Here is a 20,649-nt window from a genome sequence, read left to right as displayed (position 1 = left end):
TAGTCTGAGTAGAGGGAGGATTCTCCCCTTTCCTTTTGAAAGCTTTTCGATTATGCTTGACTACTATCAATGCCTGTTACGGAGGAATGACCTATGGATCAGGTTTTGTCTTCAGTACGAAATGGCTGCAAGCTATTGAAAATGTTCCTGGACGGTCCCCCGGAGATGGGAGTGACAGAGCTCAGCAAAAGGCTGCAGCTTTCCAAGGGGGCTGTGCACAAGCTGCTCACCACATTGGAGTCGGAGGGATTTATCCGGAAAAACGAAAAAACCAAGCAGTACACGCTTGGCTATACATTGCTGGAATTAGGGGACAAAGTGATCAAAAACCATGACATCGTCGCATTTTCAACGCCGTATATTCAACGGTTGCTGGCCCGCACCCAGGAGCTCGTTGTCCTTTGCATACAGGATGGAAAAGACGCCATCTATGTGAGCAAAGCGGATTCGCCCCATCCGATCCGGTTTACGCTCGAGACCTACCGGCGCTTTCCCATGTATTCGACTTCCGCCTCCCGCGTGCTTTTGGCATACCGGACGCCAGAATTTCAGGATGAAATTTTGCGGGAGGAGATCAAGGGCTACACGCCGCATTCTTTTACCTCCGTCGAAGAAATCAAACAAAATTTGCAGGACATCCGGGAGCGCGGCTATGAATTCAGCTCTAACCGGCGAAACGTCGGAGTAACCGGCATGGCCGCGCCGATCTTCGATTCGACTGGCGAGGTGGTTGCCTCGATCAGCGTAATTGGACCTTCAGATCGCGTGCTTCCTCAGCAAGATGTGATTCGCAATGAGTTGCTTACAACCGTACAGGAGATGTCTGCCGAGTTGGGATACAGGTATCAACTGACAAGACCAGTCTTATGATTGGTCTTCTTTTTTTAGGAAAACTAGGAAAAGTACACGTTTCATAACCTTTCCCATAGTTTTACGTTTACGTCAACGTTAATGTCTGTTAAGATAGGAGATGTCATTTTTTATTTGTGATTGGAGGAACCTTTCATGTATCAAATCGAGGAGGTCGCCAAAAAAACCAATCTCACCAAACGGGCCCTCCGCTACTATGAAGAATTGGGCCTGGTCAGTCCGTCCGGCCGAACGGAAAGCGGGTACCGCCTGTACACGGACGAAGACGTCACCCATATTCTGCACGTCAAAAACACCCGTGATCTCCTCGGCGCTTCCCTGCAGGAAATAAAGGAAATCATGGATCTTGGCAAACGCTACGAGCTTTTGAAGCAGGACTACTTTTCCGATAAGCATGCGAATGACCAGCATGTGGGCGAAAAGCTGCGCTTGCTGACAGAGCTGGAGGTAACGCTGAGAGCACAGCGGGACGTTCTGCAGGAAAAGCTGAACAAGCTGACGGAGATGCTGCAGGGATACGATGAAAAGCTGACTCGCATTACGAATAAGAAGCGGGAATTGGAAAAAGAGAGCAAGGAGTGAACATCAGTGAGCAGTCATGGAGCTTCTTTCCAAACCTTGTTTAAACAGCCCAAATCGGCCTGGGCTGTCGCTTTTGCTTGTATCGTCGCCTTTATGGGCATCGGTCTGGTCGACCCGATCCTGCCGGCGATTGCCGAAAAGCTGAACGCCACCCCCAGCCAGGTATCCCTGCTGTTTACCAGCTACATGGTGATGACCGGGATTACGATGCTCGTAACCGGGTGGGTATCCAGCCGGATCGGTCCAAAAGCCTACGCTGTTGTTCGGTCTTTTGGCGATTATCGTCTTTGCCTTTATGGGCGGAATGTCGAATTCCGTTACGGAAATCGTTTGGTACCGCGCCGGGTGGGGATTGGGAAATGCCTTTTTCATTTCCACCGCACTCGCCGTGATCGTCAGTGTAGCCAGCGGCGGTACGGCCGGAGCGATCGTTCTGTACGAAGCGGCGATCGGACTGGGCATGTCCGTCGGGCCGCTGCTCGGAGGATTGCTTGGCGGCATTAGCTGGCGGGGACCGTTCTTTGGCGTTTCCGTACTGATGGCCATCGCTTTTCTCGCTGTTTTTGTCCTGTTGAACGAAGTCCCAGCTCCCAAACGGCGCAGCTCGATTGCCGATCCGTTGCGGGCCCTGACTCACCGGGGACTGTTTACCCTGGCCGCCACTGCCCTTTTGTACAATTACGGATTTTTTACTCTGCTGGCCTTCTCTCCGTTTGTCCTGCACATGGATGAACACAGCCTCGGCTTCGTCTTTTTCTTCTGGGGCGTAATGCTCGCGATTACCTCGGTGATCATAGCGCCGCTGCTGCAAAGGAAATACGGATCGATCCCGACGCTGAACATGATGCTGTTCTTGCTGGCCATCGTCCTTGCTGTTATGGGATTCGGCGTAGAATCGCAAACGACTCTGGTCGTCGCCATCGTCATCGCCGGCGCCATACTCGGCATCATCAATACGGTTTTGACTACCGCGGTGATGGATGTAGCCCCGGTCGAACGGGCAGTCGCTTCCTCAGCGTACAGCTTCGTCCGCTTTTCCGGCGGAGCGATCGCACCGTGGCTGGCAGGGAAGCTGGCCGAATGGTATTCGCCGCATGTGCCTTTCTATGCGGGGGCGGTTGCGGTGATTGTCAGCATTCTGGTGCTCGCCGTGGGGAAAAAGGTTTTGGCGCATGTCAATTGATCCCTTTTGCTGAGGATTTGCGAGTGTTGCTTACGCCCATGAAATAAGATATTAACCGGGCAGCTGCATTTGAACAAACACTGGGGCATTTTTCTCACTTCCACTCCGAAAGCTGCTGCGGTGAAGAGAAGCCTGTTTCCATTCTCTGCTCCGGTCTACGTCCCACAAGGATGCGGAAACTGTCCGCTCCGCAATGATCCCGAGGGAATCGCAAAACGGCGCGCAGCTACGCAGTGGATTCATGGGTTGCGATTCTGTTTCCTCGGGATCACTGCTCCGCTGGGCTGGACTTCGCTAGTCGCTTCGACTGGAAACAGGCTTCTCTGTCGAGCGGAATTGCTTCTTCCAGCTTTAAAAAGCATGTGGGATATTTCAAGGCTGGCCAAGGTTCATGGCAGCCTCTCCCAAACCGTTCGGGCTCATGTCCGAACGGTTTTTTGATGGAAACCAGCAGCTGTTGAGATGAAAAAGGAGAAAACCGCGAAGGTCTTTGGGACACCTCCCAGGCTCCATTCCAAAAGCAAAACACGCCTTTAGCGTCCAACTCTGAGACGCTACCCTGAGCAGGCTGCTTTTGGACGCGGTTTTGCTTTTGGAATGGAGCCGGACAGTCAATCCCCCTCGCAGTGTCCCACCGAACCTGGAGCGGTTTTCTCCTTTTTCATCTCCTCCCCCAAAGCCTGTCCAACCGCCAAAAAAAAGCTGCTGCGGTGAAGAGAAGCCTGTTTCCATTCTCTGCTCCGGTCTACGTCCCACAAGGATGCGGAAACTGTCCGCTCCGCAATGATCCCGAGGGAATCGCAAAACGGCGCGCAGCTACGCAGTGGATTCATGGGTTGCGATTCTGTTTCCTCGGGATCACTGCTCCGCTGGGCTGGACTTCGCTAGTCGCTTCGACTGGAAACAGGCTTCTCTGTCGAGCGGAATTGCTTCTTCCAGCTTTAAAAAGCATGTGGGATATTTCAAGGCTGGCCAAGGTTCATGGCAGCCTCTCCCAAACCGTTCGGGCCGAACGGTTTTTTGATTTAAACCAACAGCTGTAGAGATGAAAAAGGAGAAAACCGCGAAGGTCTTTGGGACACCTCCCAGGCGAAATGGAAAAAGCAAAACACGCCTTTAGCGTCCAACTCTGAGATGCTTCCTTAGAGCAGGCTGCTTTTGGACGCGGTTTTGCTTTTGGAATGGAGCCGGACAGTCAATCCGCCGCGCAGTGTCCCACCGAACCTGGAGCGGTTTTCTCCTTTTTCATCTCCTCCCCCAAAGCCTGTCCAACAACACAAAAACCAAAAAAAGTGGCTGCGAAAGAAAGAAGCCTATTCCCTGAAAAACGAAAAACCCCGCTAGCACGCAGGGCTTTCCAAACAATCTGAATCATAGGGAAACACTCAAGCTCCCAAGCCGTCTCTGCCGCTTGGCTCGCTAAACCAGAATCGTCCCGTTCTCCACAACCAACCGATTGTCAATCCACATAGTCGGCTTCAGAATCATCCCGTCAGTATGGAAAGGCGCATCGACATTCCCACCGATGTTCAAGCTTTTGCCAATCCCGACATGGAAGGCCCCGAGAATCCGCTCGTCCTCGATCAGCTTTCCGCTCAGTACAGCCTTGTCATTGGTACCGATACCGATCTCGGCAATGTTGTAAACATTCGGGTTGTTGAAGGAACGCAAGAGAGCCTCGAATTCCACCGCTGTGTTGCCGCCCTCAATTTCCGTGATCATGCCGTCTGCCACTTTCAGCACGACCGGCTTGTCGACAATGCCGAACGGCGCCAGACTGCCGTCAAACACCATGGTTCCGTTGGTGGCTCCTTCAAGCGGCGCAGTCGCAGTCGTTCCGGCCGGGGCAAAATTCCATTGGCCTGCTTCCTCGCAGATGCCGTCTACCGCCATCGTGGAGCGTCCTTTGATCGGGAAGGTGATGTCCGTCCCGTTGGGGCAGGTCACGCGAACGGTCTCGGCGGATTCGAGCATAGCGACGAATTGGCTGGTCAATTCGCTCATTTTTTTGTAATCGGCGTTGACGGCTCCCGTCATCATCCGTTCATCCAGACCGCTGCAGACGAGCACGCGTGTCCCTTGCTTGCGCGCCTGGCGAATGGCTTCGACGTGCGTAATCGAGACAACGGGCAGCACCACGGCCGCATCGGCGCTTTTCAGACTCTCTGCTACGATTCCCATCGGTTCCTCGTTTTGCGTGGAGACAACCGGATAGATCACCTTGCCCGTTTTCGCTCCCAATAGCGCTCCCGCTGTGGTGAATGCGTCGACGAGCTGCTCGTTTTGCTTGTCATCCGCGACAATGACGACCTCTTCGCCCCGCTTCACCTTCAGCCCGTTTTTCATCACATTGAAAGCAGATTGAATGATGAATTTATTCATTGCTGCCCCTCCTTCTGCAAAAGGTCCAGAATCAACTGCACCGTTTTGTCAATCTCTTCTTCGGTGTTGAAATAATGGAGCGATACGCGGGCCATTTTATTGATGCCGTACTGCTGCAGCATCGTGTTGGCCATAAAGGTGCCGGATTCGATGATGATGCCGTTCTCTTCCAGATACTGTGTAATCCGGTCGGGCGACAAGCCCTTTACGTTGAACGGGATCAGCGCCAGTCTGTCTTCCAGCCGCTCGGGTCCGTAGATGACCATGCCCGGAATCTTTTCCATTTGTCCCACCGCGTACGCCGTCAGCTTGCGAACCCGCTCGTAAATCGCTTCGACGCCGATCGCTGAAGCGTATTCCAGAGCCGCTCCCAGACCGAGAATGGAAGGAACGATCGGGCAGCCGGCTTCGACCCGCTTGGCGATGGGCAGGAAGCTGTACTCGTTGGTGTCAAAATCCCAGCTCGTTCCGCCCCATCCGATCAAGGCGGGCGTGATGGACTCGATCCATTCGCTTCTGATAAAGAGAATCCCTGAGCCTTCCGGGCCGCGCAGTCCTTTGCGGCCACATGCGGCGAGGAAATCGCATTTCACCTTTTTCACATCGATGGGGACCATCCCCAGGCTTTGCGAGGCGTTTACGAGCGTCAGCACGCCGTGCCTCTTGGCCATTTCGCAGATCGCTTCGATCGGCTGGAGGGCGCCTGAAGCATTGGGCAGGTGAGAAACAGAAATCAATTTCGTCCGGGGAGTGATCAGCTCTTCCAGGGCGGCTGGGGAGATAACCCCGCTTCTGTCCGTCTTGAGAACCTTCAGCTTGATCTTGCCCTCGCGCTCCAGCCGCAGCCACGGTACAAAATTGCTGTGGAATTCCAGATCGGCGATGATCACTTCATCTCCTTCCGACCAAGTCAGGCCGCTGGCGACGAAATTGATCGCTTCCGTTCCGTTTTTGACAAAGGCAATTTCATTGGCCCCCGCTCCGATGTAGCGGGCCGCCTCCTCGCGGATGGCATCCACCCGGTCATAGGTCTCCTTGCGAAAAGAGGGCAGATAGGGGCCCAGCTCTGTTGTTTTGCGCAAATAGTCGGTCATGGCTTCAATCACTTGGCGTGGAGGTGCAGATGCTGCCGCAGTGTCCAGGTATGCATAGCGTTCATGCAGAGGCGTATCCTGTCTGATCTGTTGGATATTCATGATTCCACTCCCTCTTTATTGGGCGTTTACAGTGTGATCAGTTCCTTGGAGGAGGTCATGAGATTGAGATAACCATCCTTGGTGACGATGATGTTGTCTTCGATCCGTACGCCGCCTTTGTCAGGCAAATAGATTCCCGGTTCGACCGTAAACGCCATGCCCGGCTCAAGCACGAGCTGGTTGTTCTGCATCATGTACGGCGCCTCATGCGCTCCCAGTCCGATTCCGTGGCCGGTACGATGAGTAAAGTAGGTGCCGAAGCCCTTGCTCTTGATGATGCTCCGCGCCTTGTCGTCTACCTCGTGAGCGGTAATGCCCGGCTTGATAATGTCAATGGCAGCCTGCTGTGCTTCCCGGACCGTCTCGTAGATCAGCTTCAGTTCGTCCGAGATCTCTCCTACGGCGACCGTGCGTGTAATATCCGCCACATATCCTCCGTAGATGGCGCCGAAATCAAGAACGACCAGCTCGCCTGCTTCGATTTTCTTGGAGGCAGCGCGTCCGTGCGGCAGTGCTCCGCGATAGCCGGAGGCGACAATCGTTCCGAACGGCGTGCCCTCGGAGCCGCGTTTGCGCATTTCGTATTCCAGCCGCGCAGCGATCTCCAGCTCGATTGCCCCAGGCTTGATGTACGGCAGTGTCGCTTCCAGACTTTCTTCCACGATTGCTACCGCTTTTCGCAAATACTCGATTTCCGCTTCGTCCTTGCACATGCGGAAGGAATCGAACAGCTTGCTGACATCCTGAGTGTCCGTGCTGCCCAGTTGCTCTACCGCTTTCAGCTCGGCAACCCGCATCGTACCGAACTCGACGCCGACCTTGCCCAGCTTGCCCTTGGCATCGACCAGCTCCTGCAGCGCCTTGGCGGAGCCTTGTTCATCGGTGTACCAGAAAATATCTCCTTTTACCGTGGACTGGACCTTGCTCAGCTCCACCTGCGGAGTCACGAACAGCCATTTTCCCTCCGCCGTCACAATGGCGAGTGTAAGCCGCTCGCTCTGCTTCAGCTGCAGGCCGGTAAAGTAGTAGAGGTTGGGACCGGGAACCAGTACGGCTGCGTCCACCCCTGCTTCCCGAATCTTTCCTGCCAGAGCTTGCTGTCTTTTATCGAACATCTTTCCTCATCCTCCTGTTCGTTGTTGCAGGGACTTGCCGCCCCCGCCTACAGTTTTTTCAGTTTAAATACGGAGCTAAAGAAGCTGTACAGCGCATCTCCGGCGATAAACCCTGCCGCGAGAATGCTCATGGTCGTCTCAGCCTGCTTGCCTCTCACCTTCAGCACGACAGCGCGGATGACGATGCCCGCCAGCACGGCCCAGCCTGCCGGCACGTTGAGCAGCAGCAATCCGGTCGCGAACAGGACGCCCATCTGACGCTTGGAACCGCCGACGATTTGCAGGATCGCGCCAGGAATCGCCCACAGGAACAATTGACGGGCAATGTCGCCGGAGACGCCTGCCTCAATCGTCGCCGCATATACCTTGTCGACCGGCGGCACAAGGTTTTGGGCAAAGTAGCCTTTGTATGCGATCAGTACAGCGATCGCCGCTACGCCAAATGCGATCATCCCGGCGATAAATTGCTGTTTGCGTCCATCCAGCTCATACGCCATATCCTCTCCGTTGCCGCGAAGAATGTAGCCTGTCTTCAGGTCGTAGCCCATGTCGGCAAATGCCGGACCCGTAGCGGCGCTAAAGCCGACCAGAAGGCCCAAAGCAAGCGGCGGGAAGCCGATCAAAATCCCGATGATCAAGGTGATCAGCGCGACTGCGAAAGCCGGAAACCAGCCGGAGTGCATGGCGGCAATGCCGACGATGACTTCATGGACAAATGCGGCAAAGGCGGCAAACAAGAGAAACAAAAGAAGCATGCCAAAGGACATTTTTGTAATCACGCCGCCGATGATCGCGATGATGAGGGCGATCACCAGATAAGCGATAAATCCAAATCCGAGCGCTCGCGAGGTATCTTTCTCTGTACGCGTATACGGCTCTTCTTTTTCCACTGCAGAAGCTGCGTCTGTTTTCTTTTTCTTTAAAATGATCGTCGTTACTTGAATCAGTGCAACAACACCGGCACCAATCATAAAGCCGTGGGGAATGTAGAGTTTGTTTACGTCTACGCCGAACAGCGGAACGGAGTAGCCGCGAAGCAGAAGACCGACCCCAAACATGAGCAGAGCCCAGATGTTTCCGATGAAGGCTACGCCAAACGCTGACATCGGGATGCCCATTGCCGAACCGGCGATTCCCCCGAGGGCGCCCAGCCCGAGCCAGCCAGCGCGCTTGCCTCCCTGATCGCCTGCTTTGATCGATTCAGCCGTGGCAATGCCCGGAGGCCATGCTCCGCTGGCGGGAAATACTTTGGAGTCAAAGAGGCGATACAAAATGGCGGCGTCTGCAAACATCGCCAGGACCGCGCCGATCAGCATCGGGATGATCAGCTCGTGATGGCCCATCATAAACGGGATGCCGATCGGAATCATCAGGCTGTTCCCGGCCCCGAAAGTCGCCGAGGAGATCGCCGTCTGGATCAGGTTTTGTCGATGGACAGAGCGGTATTTGCGAAAGAGAGTTACCGGGATGCGAGAGATGACCATGGCGATCAGTGCCCCGATAATGGCCGTGTTCGCTGATATGCCGAGTGTCACGATCAGCTGCATGCCGATAATGGCCCCGATTACGGACAAACCGATGGTAAGGAGAAGCGTAAACGGTTCCAGAGCTCTTGGATGCTTTTTGTTTTCCGGCTGCTTTTCCATATTTTTTACCCCCAAAATTGATTAAGTGTTGTACGGAACCATTTTTATCTGGGTTGATGCAGCTGCTTACAAGTAACGGAAAGAGTAATCATTCAGCAGTTGTTGAATCTCGTCTCGTGCTTTCATCAGATGGTCCAATAACTCGGGCACTTTTTCTTCAGCCAGCCGGTGATCCGGGCCGGCGATTCCCAGGGAGCCGAGGATTTTGCCATTTTTGTCAAACAGAGGCATATGCAGCCCCGCAACCCCTTCGTTGTACTCCCCTGCCGAATAGGCCCAGCCGTTTTTGCGAATCATCTGCAACTGTTGCCGCAAGACTTCGGGATTTACGATCGTCCTGGATGTAAGCGGATTTAATCCTCTGGAGATAATCTCTTCCCGCTTGTCTTCGGGCAGATGCGCCATCATAACCCGGCCAATCGAACCGGCGTACAGCGGAAATCTTCTGCCCACGGTTACGGAATACTTCAAAACATGAGAGCTTTCCACGATTTCTACATAGACCCCTTCGAGGCCATCCAGCCAGCTCAGGAAGACGGATTCCCCCGTCTGTTCTGAAAGCCCTTTCATAACCGGAACCAAAACATCCCCGGGCTGAATGCGTGCCTTGACTTTCTGGGCGATCTGCAAAAACTCCAGTCCCAGCTCGTACTTCTTGTTCTCCGGATTTTGCCTCAGGTAGCCAAACTGTTCAAAGGTCGCCAAAATGCGGTGGACAATCGTATGGCTCATGTCGAGCTCTTTTGCGATTTCCCTGACTCCCCAGGCTGGTTTTTCCTCAGAAAAGCATCTGAGCAGTTCCAAAGATTTTTCCAACGTTTTCAGAGACAACGACTTCATACCCCCTTCGCACACTGTACCGATAATCGAACCATTGTACCTTTTTATAAATTTATTATATTGAATGACTTTGCCGATTTCAATCATTATTCTCAACATTCAGGCTGGAAACGATCCCCTTTTGCAAAAGGCAACGAAAAAAGCAGGAATCGCAAAGGTTTTTCCTCTGCAACACCTGCTTATGCTACTTTCCCTCTACAATCCCAAAAAAAGCCGCCAGCCAATCAGCGCCGCTACTCCCGCGAGCAGCGCCCAGACGATGTGTTTCCTCCACAATCCCACCGCCAAGGCAATGACTCCGGCTGCCAGATACTCGGGACTCCACTGCCCGTCTCTCAAATGAAACAGGATCGGCGGTACCGTCAGCGAGCTGAACACCCCGACCGGCACCATCGCGAGCCCTCTTTTCAACCAATCGGGCACAGACCAGCGGGTACTGATCAGCAGCATCGGGAAACGCGTCAAATACGTAACGAGAGCCATCAGCAAAATGTAAAGAACGACATTATCCATCCCGCTTCACCGCCCCTATAGCTACAGCCGTCAGCGTACCCCCGATCACCGCGGCCACCCCTCCTCCCAGCCAGTAGGCCAGACAAGCAACCAATGAAGCGGATACGGCTACCTTCACGTGAAAGGATGAGATCAGGTTTACGGCAAGAAACCCTAAAAACGTCGCGATAAAGGCAAAGTCGAGACCAAACGCCTCGGTCTCTGTAAATACTGTCCCGAACCAGGCACCAGCAAGGGTACTGGCATTCCAGATGACGTAATCCGCGATGCTCGCTCCGGCAAAATACGGAAGGCTCGGCTTGTTTCCCGCTGTCAGGTACGTAATTTTCAAGGCATAGGTCTCGTCATTTAATGTACTTGCCATCAAGGAAAGCTTCCACGGAGGGGTTTCGCGAAAATAGGGACCGAGAGACAAACCGTATAACAGATGCCTTGCATTTAATAGTGCGGTTGAAACCAAAATCGGCCACCCTACGATTCCCTGAGAGATCAGGCCTACTGCCGCAAACTGGGACGAGCCCGCATTCACGAGCAACGAAAAAAGCATGGCCTCTGTAATTCCCAGCCCTGCTTGTCTGGCCAAGATCCCGAATACCAACCCGTCAATGATACCTGCAGACGCAACGGGCAGGATTTGTTTCATCCCTTGTACGAACAAATTTTTCGATGAATGCAAGCAGTCCACCCTCCTGACACACCCACTCTATTATTGTCTGTACATTCTGTCAATTACTGTGCAAAGGCGCTTCTGCTTGTTCCTGTACCTGTATGCCGATCGGGTTCGGGTCGGATGGATCTCGGCTTCGTACCGAATCGTCCACAAGTACGGAATCGTCCATGAGTACGAGTAGCTCATTTGTCACCTTCGTCCGGGATACCGGGCAGACTCAATCAGCGTAAGTGCGTCAATCTCTTTCATGGCTGGTCAAATACGGCTTCCACACTTCTTCAAGCAGGCATATCCCCTGCTCGATAGCTTCGGCGGACATGCCGCCAAAGCCAAATTGAAAGGCAGGCAAGCTGTCCTTTGGCTGATGCAGCCATTTTCGGGTCGTAGGATAGACGCGGATTCCCACTGATAACGCGTGCTGCGCCAGCTCCTCTGCCGAGAGGTCTGATACTGCTTCCACCGTCACGGATAATCCGGCATTCTGTCCGGTCACATGAATCCGCTCCCCGAAATACGTATGCAAGCTTTTGAGCATGGCCTCATGTTTTTTGCTGTATAAAGTCCGCATTTTGCGTATATGCCGCTCCCATTCCCCGCTTTTCATGAAGAGAGCCAGCGTCTCCTGATGGATGCGGGATGCGGTTTGATCGTATTCATACAGCTGACTTCCGTAGATCTGCAGCAGCGCCGGGGGCAAAACCATATAGCTCATGCGAATCGACGGCAACAGTGATTTGGAAAACGTGCCGAGATAAATGACTCGTTCATGCGTGTCCAGTCCCTGAAGCGAGGGAATCGGTTTCGTCTGATAGCGAAATTCTCCGTCGTAATCGTCCTCAATGATGTACGCGCCCGATCTGGCCGCCCACTGCAGCAGTCTGATTCGCCTTGCGTAAGGCATAACGGCTCCGGTAGGCTCCTGATGGGAGGGCGTGATGTAAATCAGCGTCGCTCCGCTTGCCTCCAGCACCTCTACATCGATGCCGTCTTCGTCCAATGGAATCGGGGCTATTTTATATCCGAGATGCTGGAAAACAGTCCGCACCCCGTCGTATCCCGGCTCCTCCATTGCGACCACGCGTTCCTCCAGGGTGAGCAAAAAGCAAAGCACCTGGACCAGCACCTGCGTTCCTGCCCCGATGACAATCTGATCTGGCGTGCAAGCAACCCCGCGGGCCCGCTGCAAATAACGGGCAATCTCCTCCCGCAAGGCGCGCTCCCCTTGGCGGTTCCCGTAATTGAGAATATTCCTGTTTTCCGGCCGCATGCACTGATTGCTGTACTTGCGCCACAATCCGTACGGAAAATGCTCGGCATCGACCCGGGCCTGATGAAAGTCGTAGAGAATATTCGGGTTCTTCCCCGCTGGCAGACCGGCCGTATCACTTTTGGCGATCGCTTTTTCGGGAAGTGGAGTCGTGCCTGTACCAGGTAACGTATGTGCAGCCGCATGCTTGGCCCCGGCTGTATGCCCGACTCCAGCCGTATATCCGGCTCCGGCTGTATCCTCAGCCCCAACTCTATATCCGACTCCTGCTGGCTCCGCTTCGGCTGCTTGTCCGGCCGTATTCCCAATCTCGTTCATAGCGCCGTTCGCGGCCGCTTTTCCTCCGTGCTTCCCGGATGGAACGGCTACCTCGTCCTCTTCCCACTCCACCACGTAAAAACCGCTTCTTTCCCTGCTCTCGATGTATCCTTCCGCCAGCAACTGATGGTAGGCCGTTTCTACCGTTGTTTTGCTCAGTTGAAGATTGCGGCTGATCGATCGAACCGAGGGCAGCCGGGTTCCCGGCAATATCCGTCTAGTCTGGATTTCCTCGCGAAAGTATGCGTAGAGCTGCAGGTAGAGCTTTCCTGATCCGGCCTTCGTCCAATTCGGGTGAATCTCCATCAATAACCTCCAGGCTGACCCGCTTTCTATTTTGGAATCTGACCATTCGTAGAAGGTCAGCTACTTCTTATGATGATAGTAGCAAAAACATAAAGATATGGGGAGAGCGCATTCTTGTTGCACATTCGTTTTCCTCCAAAAGCCGTCGGTCAGTATGCCGGAAGCGACTCCCTTTAGAAAAAACAAGACCCGACGGAAGTCCATACACTCCATCGGGTTTTCTTCGTTTCCATCAAGCAAGATACGCTTCCCGCACCTGAGGATTGGTCAGCAGATTTTGCGCTTCATCCTGCAGAATGATTTCGCCTGTCTGAATGACGTAGCCGCGATTCGCTACAGAAAGGGCCTGGTTGGCGTTTTGCTCAACCAACAGGATCGTCATGCCTTCGCGGTTCAGCTCTGTCACGATGTCAAAAATTTGTTCCACCAGAATCGGGGCAAGACCCATAGACGGTTCATCCAGCATCAGGATTTTCGGCTTCATCATCAGACCGCGAGCAATCGCGAGCATCTGCTGCTCACCGCCGGACATCGTTCCGCCCTTTTGATCGATCCGTTCCTTCAAACGGGGAAAATAGCGAAATGCACGCTCGATGCCTTCTTCAATGATCTGTTTGTCCTTTACGGAAAATGCACCCATCTCCAGGTTTTCCCGAACCGTCAGCTTGGGAAAAATCCGCCGTCCCTCCGGCACATGGGCGATCCCCATCGCTGCGACATCGTGCGTCCTCATCTGCGTAATGTCCTTGCCGTCAAACACGATCCGGCCTTCCCGGGCACGGGTCTGTCCGCAGATCGTTTTCAGGGTGGTCGACTTCCCGGCGCCATTGGAGCCGATCAGCGTCACGACCTCCCCCTCGTTTACTTCAATACTTAATCCTTTCAACGCGTGGATACCGCCGTAATAGGTGTGAACGTTTTGCAATTCAAGCAACGGCATTGTTTCTCCTCCCCCTCTTACGACACTTCCGTCGCGCTTTTGCCCAGGTAAGCCTCGATGACGTTCGGATTGTTTCGAATCTGTTCCGGCGTACCCTCGGCAATCTTGCGTCCGTAGTCCAGGACGTGAATATACTCGCTCAATCCCATGACGAGCTTCATATCGTGCTCGATCAAAATAATCGTCAGGCCCAGCTCATGCTTCAGCTTGCGGATAAATTCAGTCATTTCTACCGTCTCGCGCGGGTTCATCCCGGCTGCCGGCTCGTCGAGCAAAATGATTTGCGGATTGGTCGCAAGCGCCCGGGCGATCTCCAGACGGCGCTGCAGTCCGTACGGCAGGCTGCCTGCCGCTTCGTTCGCCACATGGGCAATGCCGACGTATTCCATCAGCTGGTAGGCTTCAACCTTGGCCCGCTCTTCTTCCTCGCGAACGCGTTTTGTATTGAACATAATGCCCAGGATCCCTGCCGACAGGCGGCTGTGCGTGCCCACCATGACGTTCTCCAGGGCTGTCATCTCCTTGAACAGGCGAATATTTTGAAAGGTCCGCGTAATCCCGCGCTCCGCGATTTGATCGGGGCGCAGCCCCTTGATGCTTTTTCCGTTCAGCAAAACATCTCCCTCGTCCGGCTCGTAAAAACCCGTCACCATATTGAAGAAGGTCGTCTTGCCCGCACCGTTAGGGCCAATGACGGCGGTAATCGTTCCTTGTTCGATTTTTACGGTCACATCCTGATTGGCAACCAGACCGCCGAAACGCTTGGTCAACCCATTGGCTTCCAATAATGCCATCGTGCTCCCTCCTTCTTCGCTACGACTGTTTCCCCTGGGTAAGCTTGCTCAAGATGCCAAGCTTGCCTCCAGCGTATTTGCTTCCTTTGATGGCCTCCAGATCGTTCTTCTTGCGCCTGGCCGGGATCAACCCGTTTGGCCTGTAAAGCGCCACCAGGATCAGCATAATCCCGAAAATCAAACGCTGGAATTTGGACGGGTCAAGCTGGTTGGGCAGATTGATGACTCCCGATTGCTGCAGCGAATGCAGGAAGTTGGAGAACTCTTTCAAGAGCTGTACCTGAAGCACTGTGACAAAGGCGGCCCCGAGAATAACCCCAGGGATGCTGCCGCTGCCCCCGAGAATGACCATCACGAGAATCCCGATCGACTCCATCAGGGTAAAGGACGTCGGATCGATAAACGTCTGTTTGGCAGCAAAGATGACTCCCACGACACCGGCAAAAGAGGCGCCTGTCGCAAACGCAGCCAGCTTGGTGTTCAACAGGGAAATACCCATCGACTGCGCGGCCAGCTCGTCCTCCCGCACCGCCACCCACGCGCGGCCCAGACGGGAGTGCTCAAAGCGGATGTTGGCGATAACGATGAAAATGATCACGAACAGGACGATAAAGTAGAAGTAAAACGGCGTCCCCATCTTGACCCCGAACAGCTCCGGAGACGGAATCGGCGTAATCCCTTGGGGACCGTTCGTAATATTGATCGGCTTATCCAGGTTGTTAAAAATAATCCGAATAATTTCACCAAAGCCCAGTGTAACGATGGCGAGGTAATCGCCTTTTACCCGCAGTACCGGCAAACCGAGCAAAATCCCGAATATAGCCGCCACGATCAGGCCGACGATGAGAAATGGCCAGAACCAGTCTCCTGACAACGGAAACAATCCGCCAGGAATAAACTCGTTTGCCTGAGAGGTGGAGAAAATTGCATACGCGTAAGCACCCGCTGCAAAAAAGGCGACATACCCCAGGTCAAGCAGACCGGCAAAACCGACTACGATGTTGAGGCCGAGCGCCATCGCCACATAGATGCCCACCTGCGAAGCCACTTCCATATAGTAGCGGTTGTCCCCCGCCACCAGCGGAATGATCAGAAGCAAAACGGCGGCACCCAGGATCAGGCGAACCCGCTTGTCCGTGTTTGTATAGTAGATCAGAATAATCGAGAACAAAATTCCCAGAAACGCGATGACGGACTTTTCCATGAAGTGCAGGGCTGCTGCAGAGACAGCGATCCAGATCAGTGTAACGACCAGCGGGATTCCTTTCATCGACTTCCATCCGATGTTTGCCATGATTCTCACCTACACTTTCTCTTTCACTGCTTCGCCAAACAGACCTTCCGGCTTGAACAGAAGCACGAGAATTAAAATGCTGAACGCAAATACATCCTTGTATTCGGCACCGAAGGCTCCGTTGGTCAACGGTCCCATATACGCGCCGGACAGTGATTCCAGAAGGCCCAGCAGCACGCCGCCCACCATCGCTCCGCGGAGGTTTCCGATACCCCCGAGAACCGCAGCGGTAAAGGCTTTCAGGCCGAGGATAAAGCCGATGTATGGGTCAATCGTACCGTAGTTTTGCGAAAACAGAACACCCGTTGCTCCGCCAAGGCTCGAACCGATCAGGAAGGTAAGCATGATGACTTTGTCCACGTTGATTGTCATCAGCGATGCCGTCGACTGATCCTGAGCGACCGCCCGCATTGCGATGCCCCACTTCGTCTTGTTGATGAACAGCGTCAAAGCAATCATCATAACAATGGCAAGAACGATAACGATAAAGCCTTTTGTCGGAATCGAAGCGATCCCGAGAGAAATGCTGCCCGAGAAAAGTGCGGGAGTATTCAGATAAAATTCGTTGCGGGCAATCGCCTCGGTAAAGCGAACCAGGTCTTGCAGCAAAAAGGAAACGCCAATCGCCGAAATCAGAGGAACCAGACGCGGCGCACCCCGAAGCGGCCTGTAAGCGACCCGTTCTATGAGCACACCGAGTCCCCCTGTCAGCGCCATCGCGATGACGAGCGTCAGGAAGAAAGCCACGTACGGGTTCATTCCTTCAAGAGCGCCCAAGGAGTCGGAGATCAACAAAACCTCTGTCCCTACGAAGGCACCCACCATGAAAATTTCCCCGTGGGCAAAGTTGATAAATTCCAGAATACCGTAAACCATGGTGTAGCCGAGAGCGACGACGGCGTACATGAATCCCAGTGTCAACCCGTCAACCAACACCTGAGGCAAAATGTTGAGCAGCATGCTTCCCATCCCTCATTCCTTCGTAAACTTGTGGTGAATTTCAATTTTTTGCATGCGACAACGCCAATAAAGAGGGACCGCACGGAATGTGCCGCCCCTTTTGCTGAATGAGGCTCGTCAGATGCGTCTATGATGCTGTTTCCTCGCGCCCTATGAACCAATACAGTCCGAAAGCGAATCTTGTCCATTTGCGCAACAGTCGCCTTTCTTTTCGCCTATTACGAATGGCCTGCTTCTATCCGCAAAATAGTGTGATTTGACTGAAAAATCAGCTACCACTATCATATCAAAAGATTCAGTAAGCTCGCTACCTGGAATTACCGGTATCTCCCTTCATGCCAATTGAATCCCCCTTTTATTTCTCTTTATGTTTTCTTCATCATCAATCAAGCTGTCTGATCTGCCAGTTTGAACCTATGTAAACACCGGATCAATCAGCCTATATCATTGACGCAGCTTGATTCTTTTTCATTTTAAAAGAAATTAGAAAATTTACAAGAGAAAAAATTATTTTTTTACGCTACATATAATTCCAATACATAATCGTAAAAAGCAAGCGAGGAAAGAATATATCAATGCTATGTCACATTAAAGAATGTAAGTATTTTCCATTACAAGAACTCAGAAGGAACGAGGATCTTCCCCGACTTTACCTCCACGATTCCTTCTGCTGTTATCCGCACATACGGCAGATGAGTAGCCGTAAAGAACAGCAGGGAATAGAGCGGGTCCAGATGCTCGTGGCCTTTTTCCCGGATCAATCCCGTAAACCTCTCAGCCATGTCAATCACTTCCTCCATCGGTGCGGGGGAGAACTTGCCTCCCAGCGGAAGCGGGCATTCCAAGACTGCCTTTCCTTTTTCGTACATGGCTACCCCGCCGTCCATTTCCATGACCCTCTGCAGCGCCTGCGCCATAGACTGGGCACAACGTCCTATCACCAGCCAATCGCTCGATGCCGTATAGGTGCTGGCCAGCCCCTTTAGATCCCTGCCATATCCCCTGACGACTGCCCGGGTCAAACGTTTTTGCACAGGGTTAATCAGACAGAGCAGCGCGAGCTCCGGGTCGTTTTCCAGCGAAACATATCCCTGCGTATCCACGGGTAAGCTCGCTTGCTCCATTTTGGTGATGACTGCGTTCAGCATGCAAATGACAGGGACCGGCACTCCTTTGTCCTTCATGCGGAACCATTCTGTTTTCACCTGCATTTCCTTCATTTCCCGGGAGACGGACGGAAAATCGTAGTCTGTCCATACTGGCTGGACCGTCGGGACGAGCAGCTTTCCATCTTTCCCCGAGAGCTGTCCGTTTGCGATGACCGCTTCCGGCGTCGGCTCCCCGGGTTGCGTCAGAAGCAGAATATCGGCCAGCCGTCCGGGAGCTATGCCGCCCACTTCGCTGTCGATCCCGTAGTAGACGGCCGGATTGAGCGAGGCCATCGCATACGCTTCGACTGGCGGCATGCCTGCTTCAATCGCCACGCGGATCGTATAATCCATCAGGCCATGGCGGTACATCGGCGGCGTGCTGCCGTCTGAGGTCAGCATCATCCGGGATGACCAGGGAATCCCTGCTTCCAGCAACCCTTGCACCAAAGTCGGCAGGTCGGGGCGAATCGATGAATGGCGGAGGGTCGCGTACATCCCCACTCGCAGCCGCTCCAGCACATCCTCGGCCGTAATGCTTTCATGGCAGGCAGTGATGCCCAGAGCCGCTGCCGCATTCAGCGTTTGCACAGAGGCGCCGGGGTGATGCCCCTCCATTCGCTTGCCCACATCCAGTGCTCGCTTGATGCCGTACAGCAAGGTTTCATCCTCGGCCAATACGCCTTGCCAGTCGGTCAACTCTCCGCCCTGAATGACACGGGGGTGCTCCAGCATCCGGTCGATGCCTTCTCTGTCGAACGGCGGCGATGCCATTGTGCGTCTCATCTGGGGATCAAGCCTTGCCCAGAAAAATTGCTTTACGGGATGCTCCGCCAGTTTTTCCATGATGTCAGCCACTTGCGCAAAAGGCAGCGTCATAAGCATCAAAGAGTCCGATATCAACGTCGTCGTCCCGCGCGCCAAAGCAAAATCCGCCATCGTGAACGGATTGTACCATTGAAAGGGATGCGCATGAGGTTCAATGTATCCGGGAACAGCGCACTTGCCATCGGCCTCCACAATCGTCGTCCCCTCGCAAGTCACCGGCTCTTTTTCCCCGACATACGCAATCCTCTCGCCGGAAACGGCTATGTGGACCTCCCGCCATTCCTTTGTATAGACATGCAATACTTTTGCTCCCCTGATCCACATATCTGCCGGCTCTTCCCTTCTTGCCACCCGCAGAAGCTTTCGATGAGCAGCCTCATCTATCGAACGAACTCGCATGAATATCCCTCCTGTTTCCCTTTAAAAACGATTTCAGTCATTTCTTCTGATGCCCTTCTTGTTACCTTAAAGCTTCGCCATCTTAGAAACATTTTCCTTGGCTGTTTTCCCAAGACCCGCACACACTAACCGGTAGATACAAGTTGGACAGGAGGAATCCACATGCGAAGGAACGTCGGAACTGTAGATGCCATGATTCGCATCACTGCCGGACTTGTTGGACTTGCATACGGGGTCGGCAAAATGAGCCGTCGCCCCTATCGTACCCCCTGGCTGCTCATGACCATGTCGGCCATGAAGGTAGCGGAGGGTGCGACCCGATTTTGTCCGATGCTGTATGCGATGAATACCGATACAGTTACCAAAAAGGGAATGAACAAGATTGTCGGAAAAATGACCGAAGCCGGCGTCCGCGCAGCCATGCGGCAAATGACGGGGTCAAAGGGAGGCGGCAAGCAAGGCGAGAATGCGGCCATGACTTCCGAGATGTCTCAAGCGATGGCAGCCGGGATGTCGCCTGAGAAAGGGGCAGCCACTGCCACAAGGGAGCTGTCCCAGGAGGATAAACAACTGGAAGCAGCCCTGCGAGAACACGTCACCTATCCGACAGCCGATCAGTTCATGGAAGACGAAGACAGCGATCTGGAGAAAAAACCTTCGGAACGGTACAGTCGGGACGAGCATCTGTACCCTACCTATTCATAAGAGGAGGACTGCTTTATGACGATTGTCGGCCCTCCCCTGTACGAATGGTTTTCCCACAATGTGTTTGTCATCGCCATCATCATAGCCTGCGTGGCGGCGATGGGATACTTTTTTTACAACACGCGCAAAAACAAAGGGAGATACCGCCAATAACAGGCGTATCTCCTTTTGTTAATTTTGGTTTACAAGAAAATATGTTATACATATAATTGTTATGACAATCATTTTGGATAGGAGCTGTCCCTCATGGTTTCTACGCCTCACTATCAATCAATCGGATTTCTTCTCGGTATCACTTATCGGCGGGTGAGCCATCTTGTCACCATCCGCCTCAAGGAGCTGGATATTACACCGGAACAGCTGGCTGTGTTGCTCAGGCTGTGCGAGCAGGACGGCATCAACCAGAAGGAGATCGCCATCCGCACAGCCAAGGATCAACCGACGACTGCCCGGATACTCGATGTTCTTTTGCGGAAGGAATTGATCGAGAAAAAGGTGAGTCCTGCTGATCGGCGCGCTTTTTTAATCTATCTGACCGAAAAAGGAAAATCGTTTGTCGAGCAGGCCATACCTCTGGAGAAACAAGCGATTGATGAAATGCTTGCAGGCATAGACCCGGAACGGCTTGAGCTGTTGAAGGACACTCTTTTGACCATTCAAAACAATGTCAACCAAGTCATCATGGAGTAGGAG

At 53.4% G+C, this 20,649-nt stretch carries 19 protein-coding genes and 1 pseudogene; 6 read left to right on the top strand and 14 right to left on the bottom strand.

Features of this window, described 5'->3' with window-relative positions:
* Positions 1–93: 93 nt before the first annotated feature.
* The 3 genes and pseudogenes from NST96_RS04665 (at position 94) to NST96_RS04655 (ending at position 2,635) form a co-directional block, all read left to right on the top strand.
* Positions 94–870, top strand: a complete 777-nt coding sequence (locus NST96_RS04665) for an IclR family transcriptional regulator (protein ID WP_003389421.1) — start codon at positions 94–96, stop codon at positions 868–870.
* Positions 871–1,005: 135 nt separating this feature from the next.
* Positions 1,006–1,452, top strand: a complete 447-nt coding sequence (locus NST96_RS04660; protein ID WP_122957580.1) for a MerR family transcriptional regulator — start codon at positions 1,006–1,008, stop codon at positions 1,450–1,452.
* Between the two features lie 6 nt (positions 1,453–1,458).
* Positions 1,459–2,635 (top strand): annotated as a pseudogene (locus NST96_RS04655) (MFS transporter).
* Between the two features lie 611 nt (positions 2,636–3,246).
* Here the strand turns inward: NST96_RS04655 and NST96_RS04650 are convergent.
* The 14 genes from NST96_RS04650 to NST96_RS04585 form a co-directional block, all read right to left on the bottom strand.
* Entirely contained in the window at positions 3,247–3,468 is a 222-nt protein-coding gene (locus NST96_RS04650; protein WP_339186279.1) for a hypothetical protein, read from the bottom strand.
* Positions 3,469–4,054: 586 nt separating this feature from the next.
* Entirely contained in the window at positions 4,055–5,017 is a 963-nt protein-coding gene (locus NST96_RS04645; RefSeq protein WP_172921197.1) for a hypothetical protein, read from the bottom strand.
* Positions 5,014–6,213, bottom strand: coding sequence for an aminotransferase class V-fold PLP-dependent enzyme (locus tag NST96_RS04640; RefSeq protein WP_171505846.1), 1,200 nt, complete (start codon positions 6,211–6,213; stop codon positions 5,014–5,016). The genes NST96_RS04645 and NST96_RS04640 overlap by 4 nt, the downstream gene beginning before the upstream one ends.
* Positions 6,214–6,239: 26 nt before the next feature.
* On the bottom strand, positions 6,240–7,328 hold the full coding sequence (locus tag NST96_RS04635) for a Xaa-Pro peptidase family protein (RefSeq protein ID WP_003389428.1): 1,089 nt from the start codon (positions 7,326–7,328) through the stop codon (positions 6,240–6,242).
* A gap of 47 nt (positions 7,329–7,375) precedes the next feature.
* The gene (locus tag NST96_RS04630) at positions 7,376–8,974 is read right to left on the bottom strand and encodes an OPT/YSL family transporter (RefSeq protein ID WP_251237511.1); all 1,599 of its coding nucleotides are present in this window, start codon (positions 8,972–8,974) and stop codon (positions 7,376–7,378) included.
* A 66-nt stretch (positions 8,975–9,040) separates the two neighbouring features.
* Positions 9,041–9,814, bottom strand: a complete 774-nt coding sequence (locus NST96_RS04625) for an IclR family transcriptional regulator (protein ID WP_253725605.1) — start codon at positions 9,812–9,814, stop codon at positions 9,041–9,043.
* A gap of 195 nt (positions 9,815–10,009) precedes the next feature.
* On the bottom strand, positions 10,010–10,327 hold the full coding sequence (locus NST96_RS04620; RefSeq protein WP_342405650.1) for an AzlD domain-containing protein: 318 nt from the start codon (positions 10,325–10,327) through the stop codon (positions 10,010–10,012).
* Entirely contained in the window at positions 10,320–11,003 is a 684-nt protein-coding gene (locus tag NST96_RS04615) for an AzlC family ABC transporter permease (protein ID WP_342405649.1), read from the bottom strand. The genes NST96_RS04620 and NST96_RS04615 overlap by 8 nt, the downstream gene beginning before the upstream one ends.
* A gap of 229 nt (positions 11,004–11,232) precedes the next feature.
* The gene (locus tag NST96_RS04610) at positions 11,233–12,888 is read right to left on the bottom strand and encodes a PLP-dependent aminotransferase family protein (RefSeq protein WP_339186273.1); all 1,656 of its coding nucleotides are present in this window, start codon (positions 12,886–12,888) and stop codon (positions 11,233–11,235) included.
* Between the two features lie 232 nt (positions 12,889–13,120).
* Positions 13,121–13,828, bottom strand: coding sequence for an ABC transporter ATP-binding protein (locus NST96_RS04605; protein ID WP_024983547.1), 708 nt, complete (start codon positions 13,826–13,828; stop codon positions 13,121–13,123).
* Positions 13,829–13,845: 17 nt separating this feature from the next.
* The gene (locus NST96_RS04600; protein WP_003389436.1) at positions 13,846–14,622 is read right to left on the bottom strand and encodes an ABC transporter ATP-binding protein; all 777 of its coding nucleotides are present in this window, start codon (positions 14,620–14,622) and stop codon (positions 13,846–13,848) included.
* A 19-nt stretch (positions 14,623–14,641) separates the two neighbouring features.
* Positions 14,642–15,916: a branched-chain amino acid ABC transporter permease gene (locus NST96_RS04595; RefSeq protein ID WP_024983546.1), complete on the bottom strand. Its 1,275-nt coding sequence runs from the start codon at positions 15,914–15,916 to the stop codon at positions 14,642–14,644.
* 9 nt (positions 15,917–15,925) lie between these two features.
* Positions 15,926–16,876 carry a branched-chain amino acid ABC transporter permease gene (locus NST96_RS04590; RefSeq protein ID WP_024983545.1) on the bottom strand — a complete coding sequence of 317 codons (951 nt, stop codon included), beginning with the start codon at positions 16,874–16,876 and terminating at the stop codon, positions 15,926–15,928.
* 611 nt (positions 16,877–17,487) lie between these two features.
* Positions 17,488–19,251, bottom strand: a complete 1,764-nt coding sequence (locus tag NST96_RS04585; protein ID WP_122957570.1) for an adenine deaminase C-terminal domain-containing protein — start codon at positions 19,249–19,251, stop codon at positions 17,488–17,490.
* 162 nt (positions 19,252–19,413) lie between these two features.
* On the opposite strand from NST96_RS04585, the gene NST96_RS04580 reads away from it, so the two are divergent.
* The 3 genes from NST96_RS04580 (at position 19,414) to NST96_RS04570 (ending at position 20,646) form a co-directional block, all read left to right on the top strand.
* A complete protein-coding gene (locus NST96_RS04580) occupies positions 19,414–19,956 on the top strand; it encodes a DUF2892 domain-containing protein (RefSeq protein WP_081924285.1) in 543 nt (180 codons plus the stop codon).
* A gap of 15 nt (positions 19,957–19,971) precedes the next feature.
* Positions 19,972–20,109 (top strand): EYxxD motif small membrane protein, encoded by a 138-nt coding sequence (locus NST96_RS04575; protein ID WP_003389442.1) that lies wholly within the window; start codon positions 19,972–19,974, stop codon positions 20,107–20,109.
* 93 nt (positions 20,110–20,202) lie between these two features.
* Positions 20,203–20,646, top strand: coding sequence for a MarR family transcriptional regulator (locus tag NST96_RS04570; protein ID WP_003389443.1), 444 nt, complete (start codon positions 20,203–20,205; stop codon positions 20,644–20,646).
* Positions 20,647–20,649: the final 3 nt, after the last annotated feature.

It is taken from the genome of Brevibacillus sp. FSL K6-2834, assembly GCF_038592925.1.
Taxonomy (GTDB): Bacteria; Bacillota; Bacilli; order Brevibacillales; family Brevibacillaceae; genus Brevibacillus; species Brevibacillus borstelensis.
This window is presented reverse-complemented; position numbering and strand designations above follow the sequence as displayed.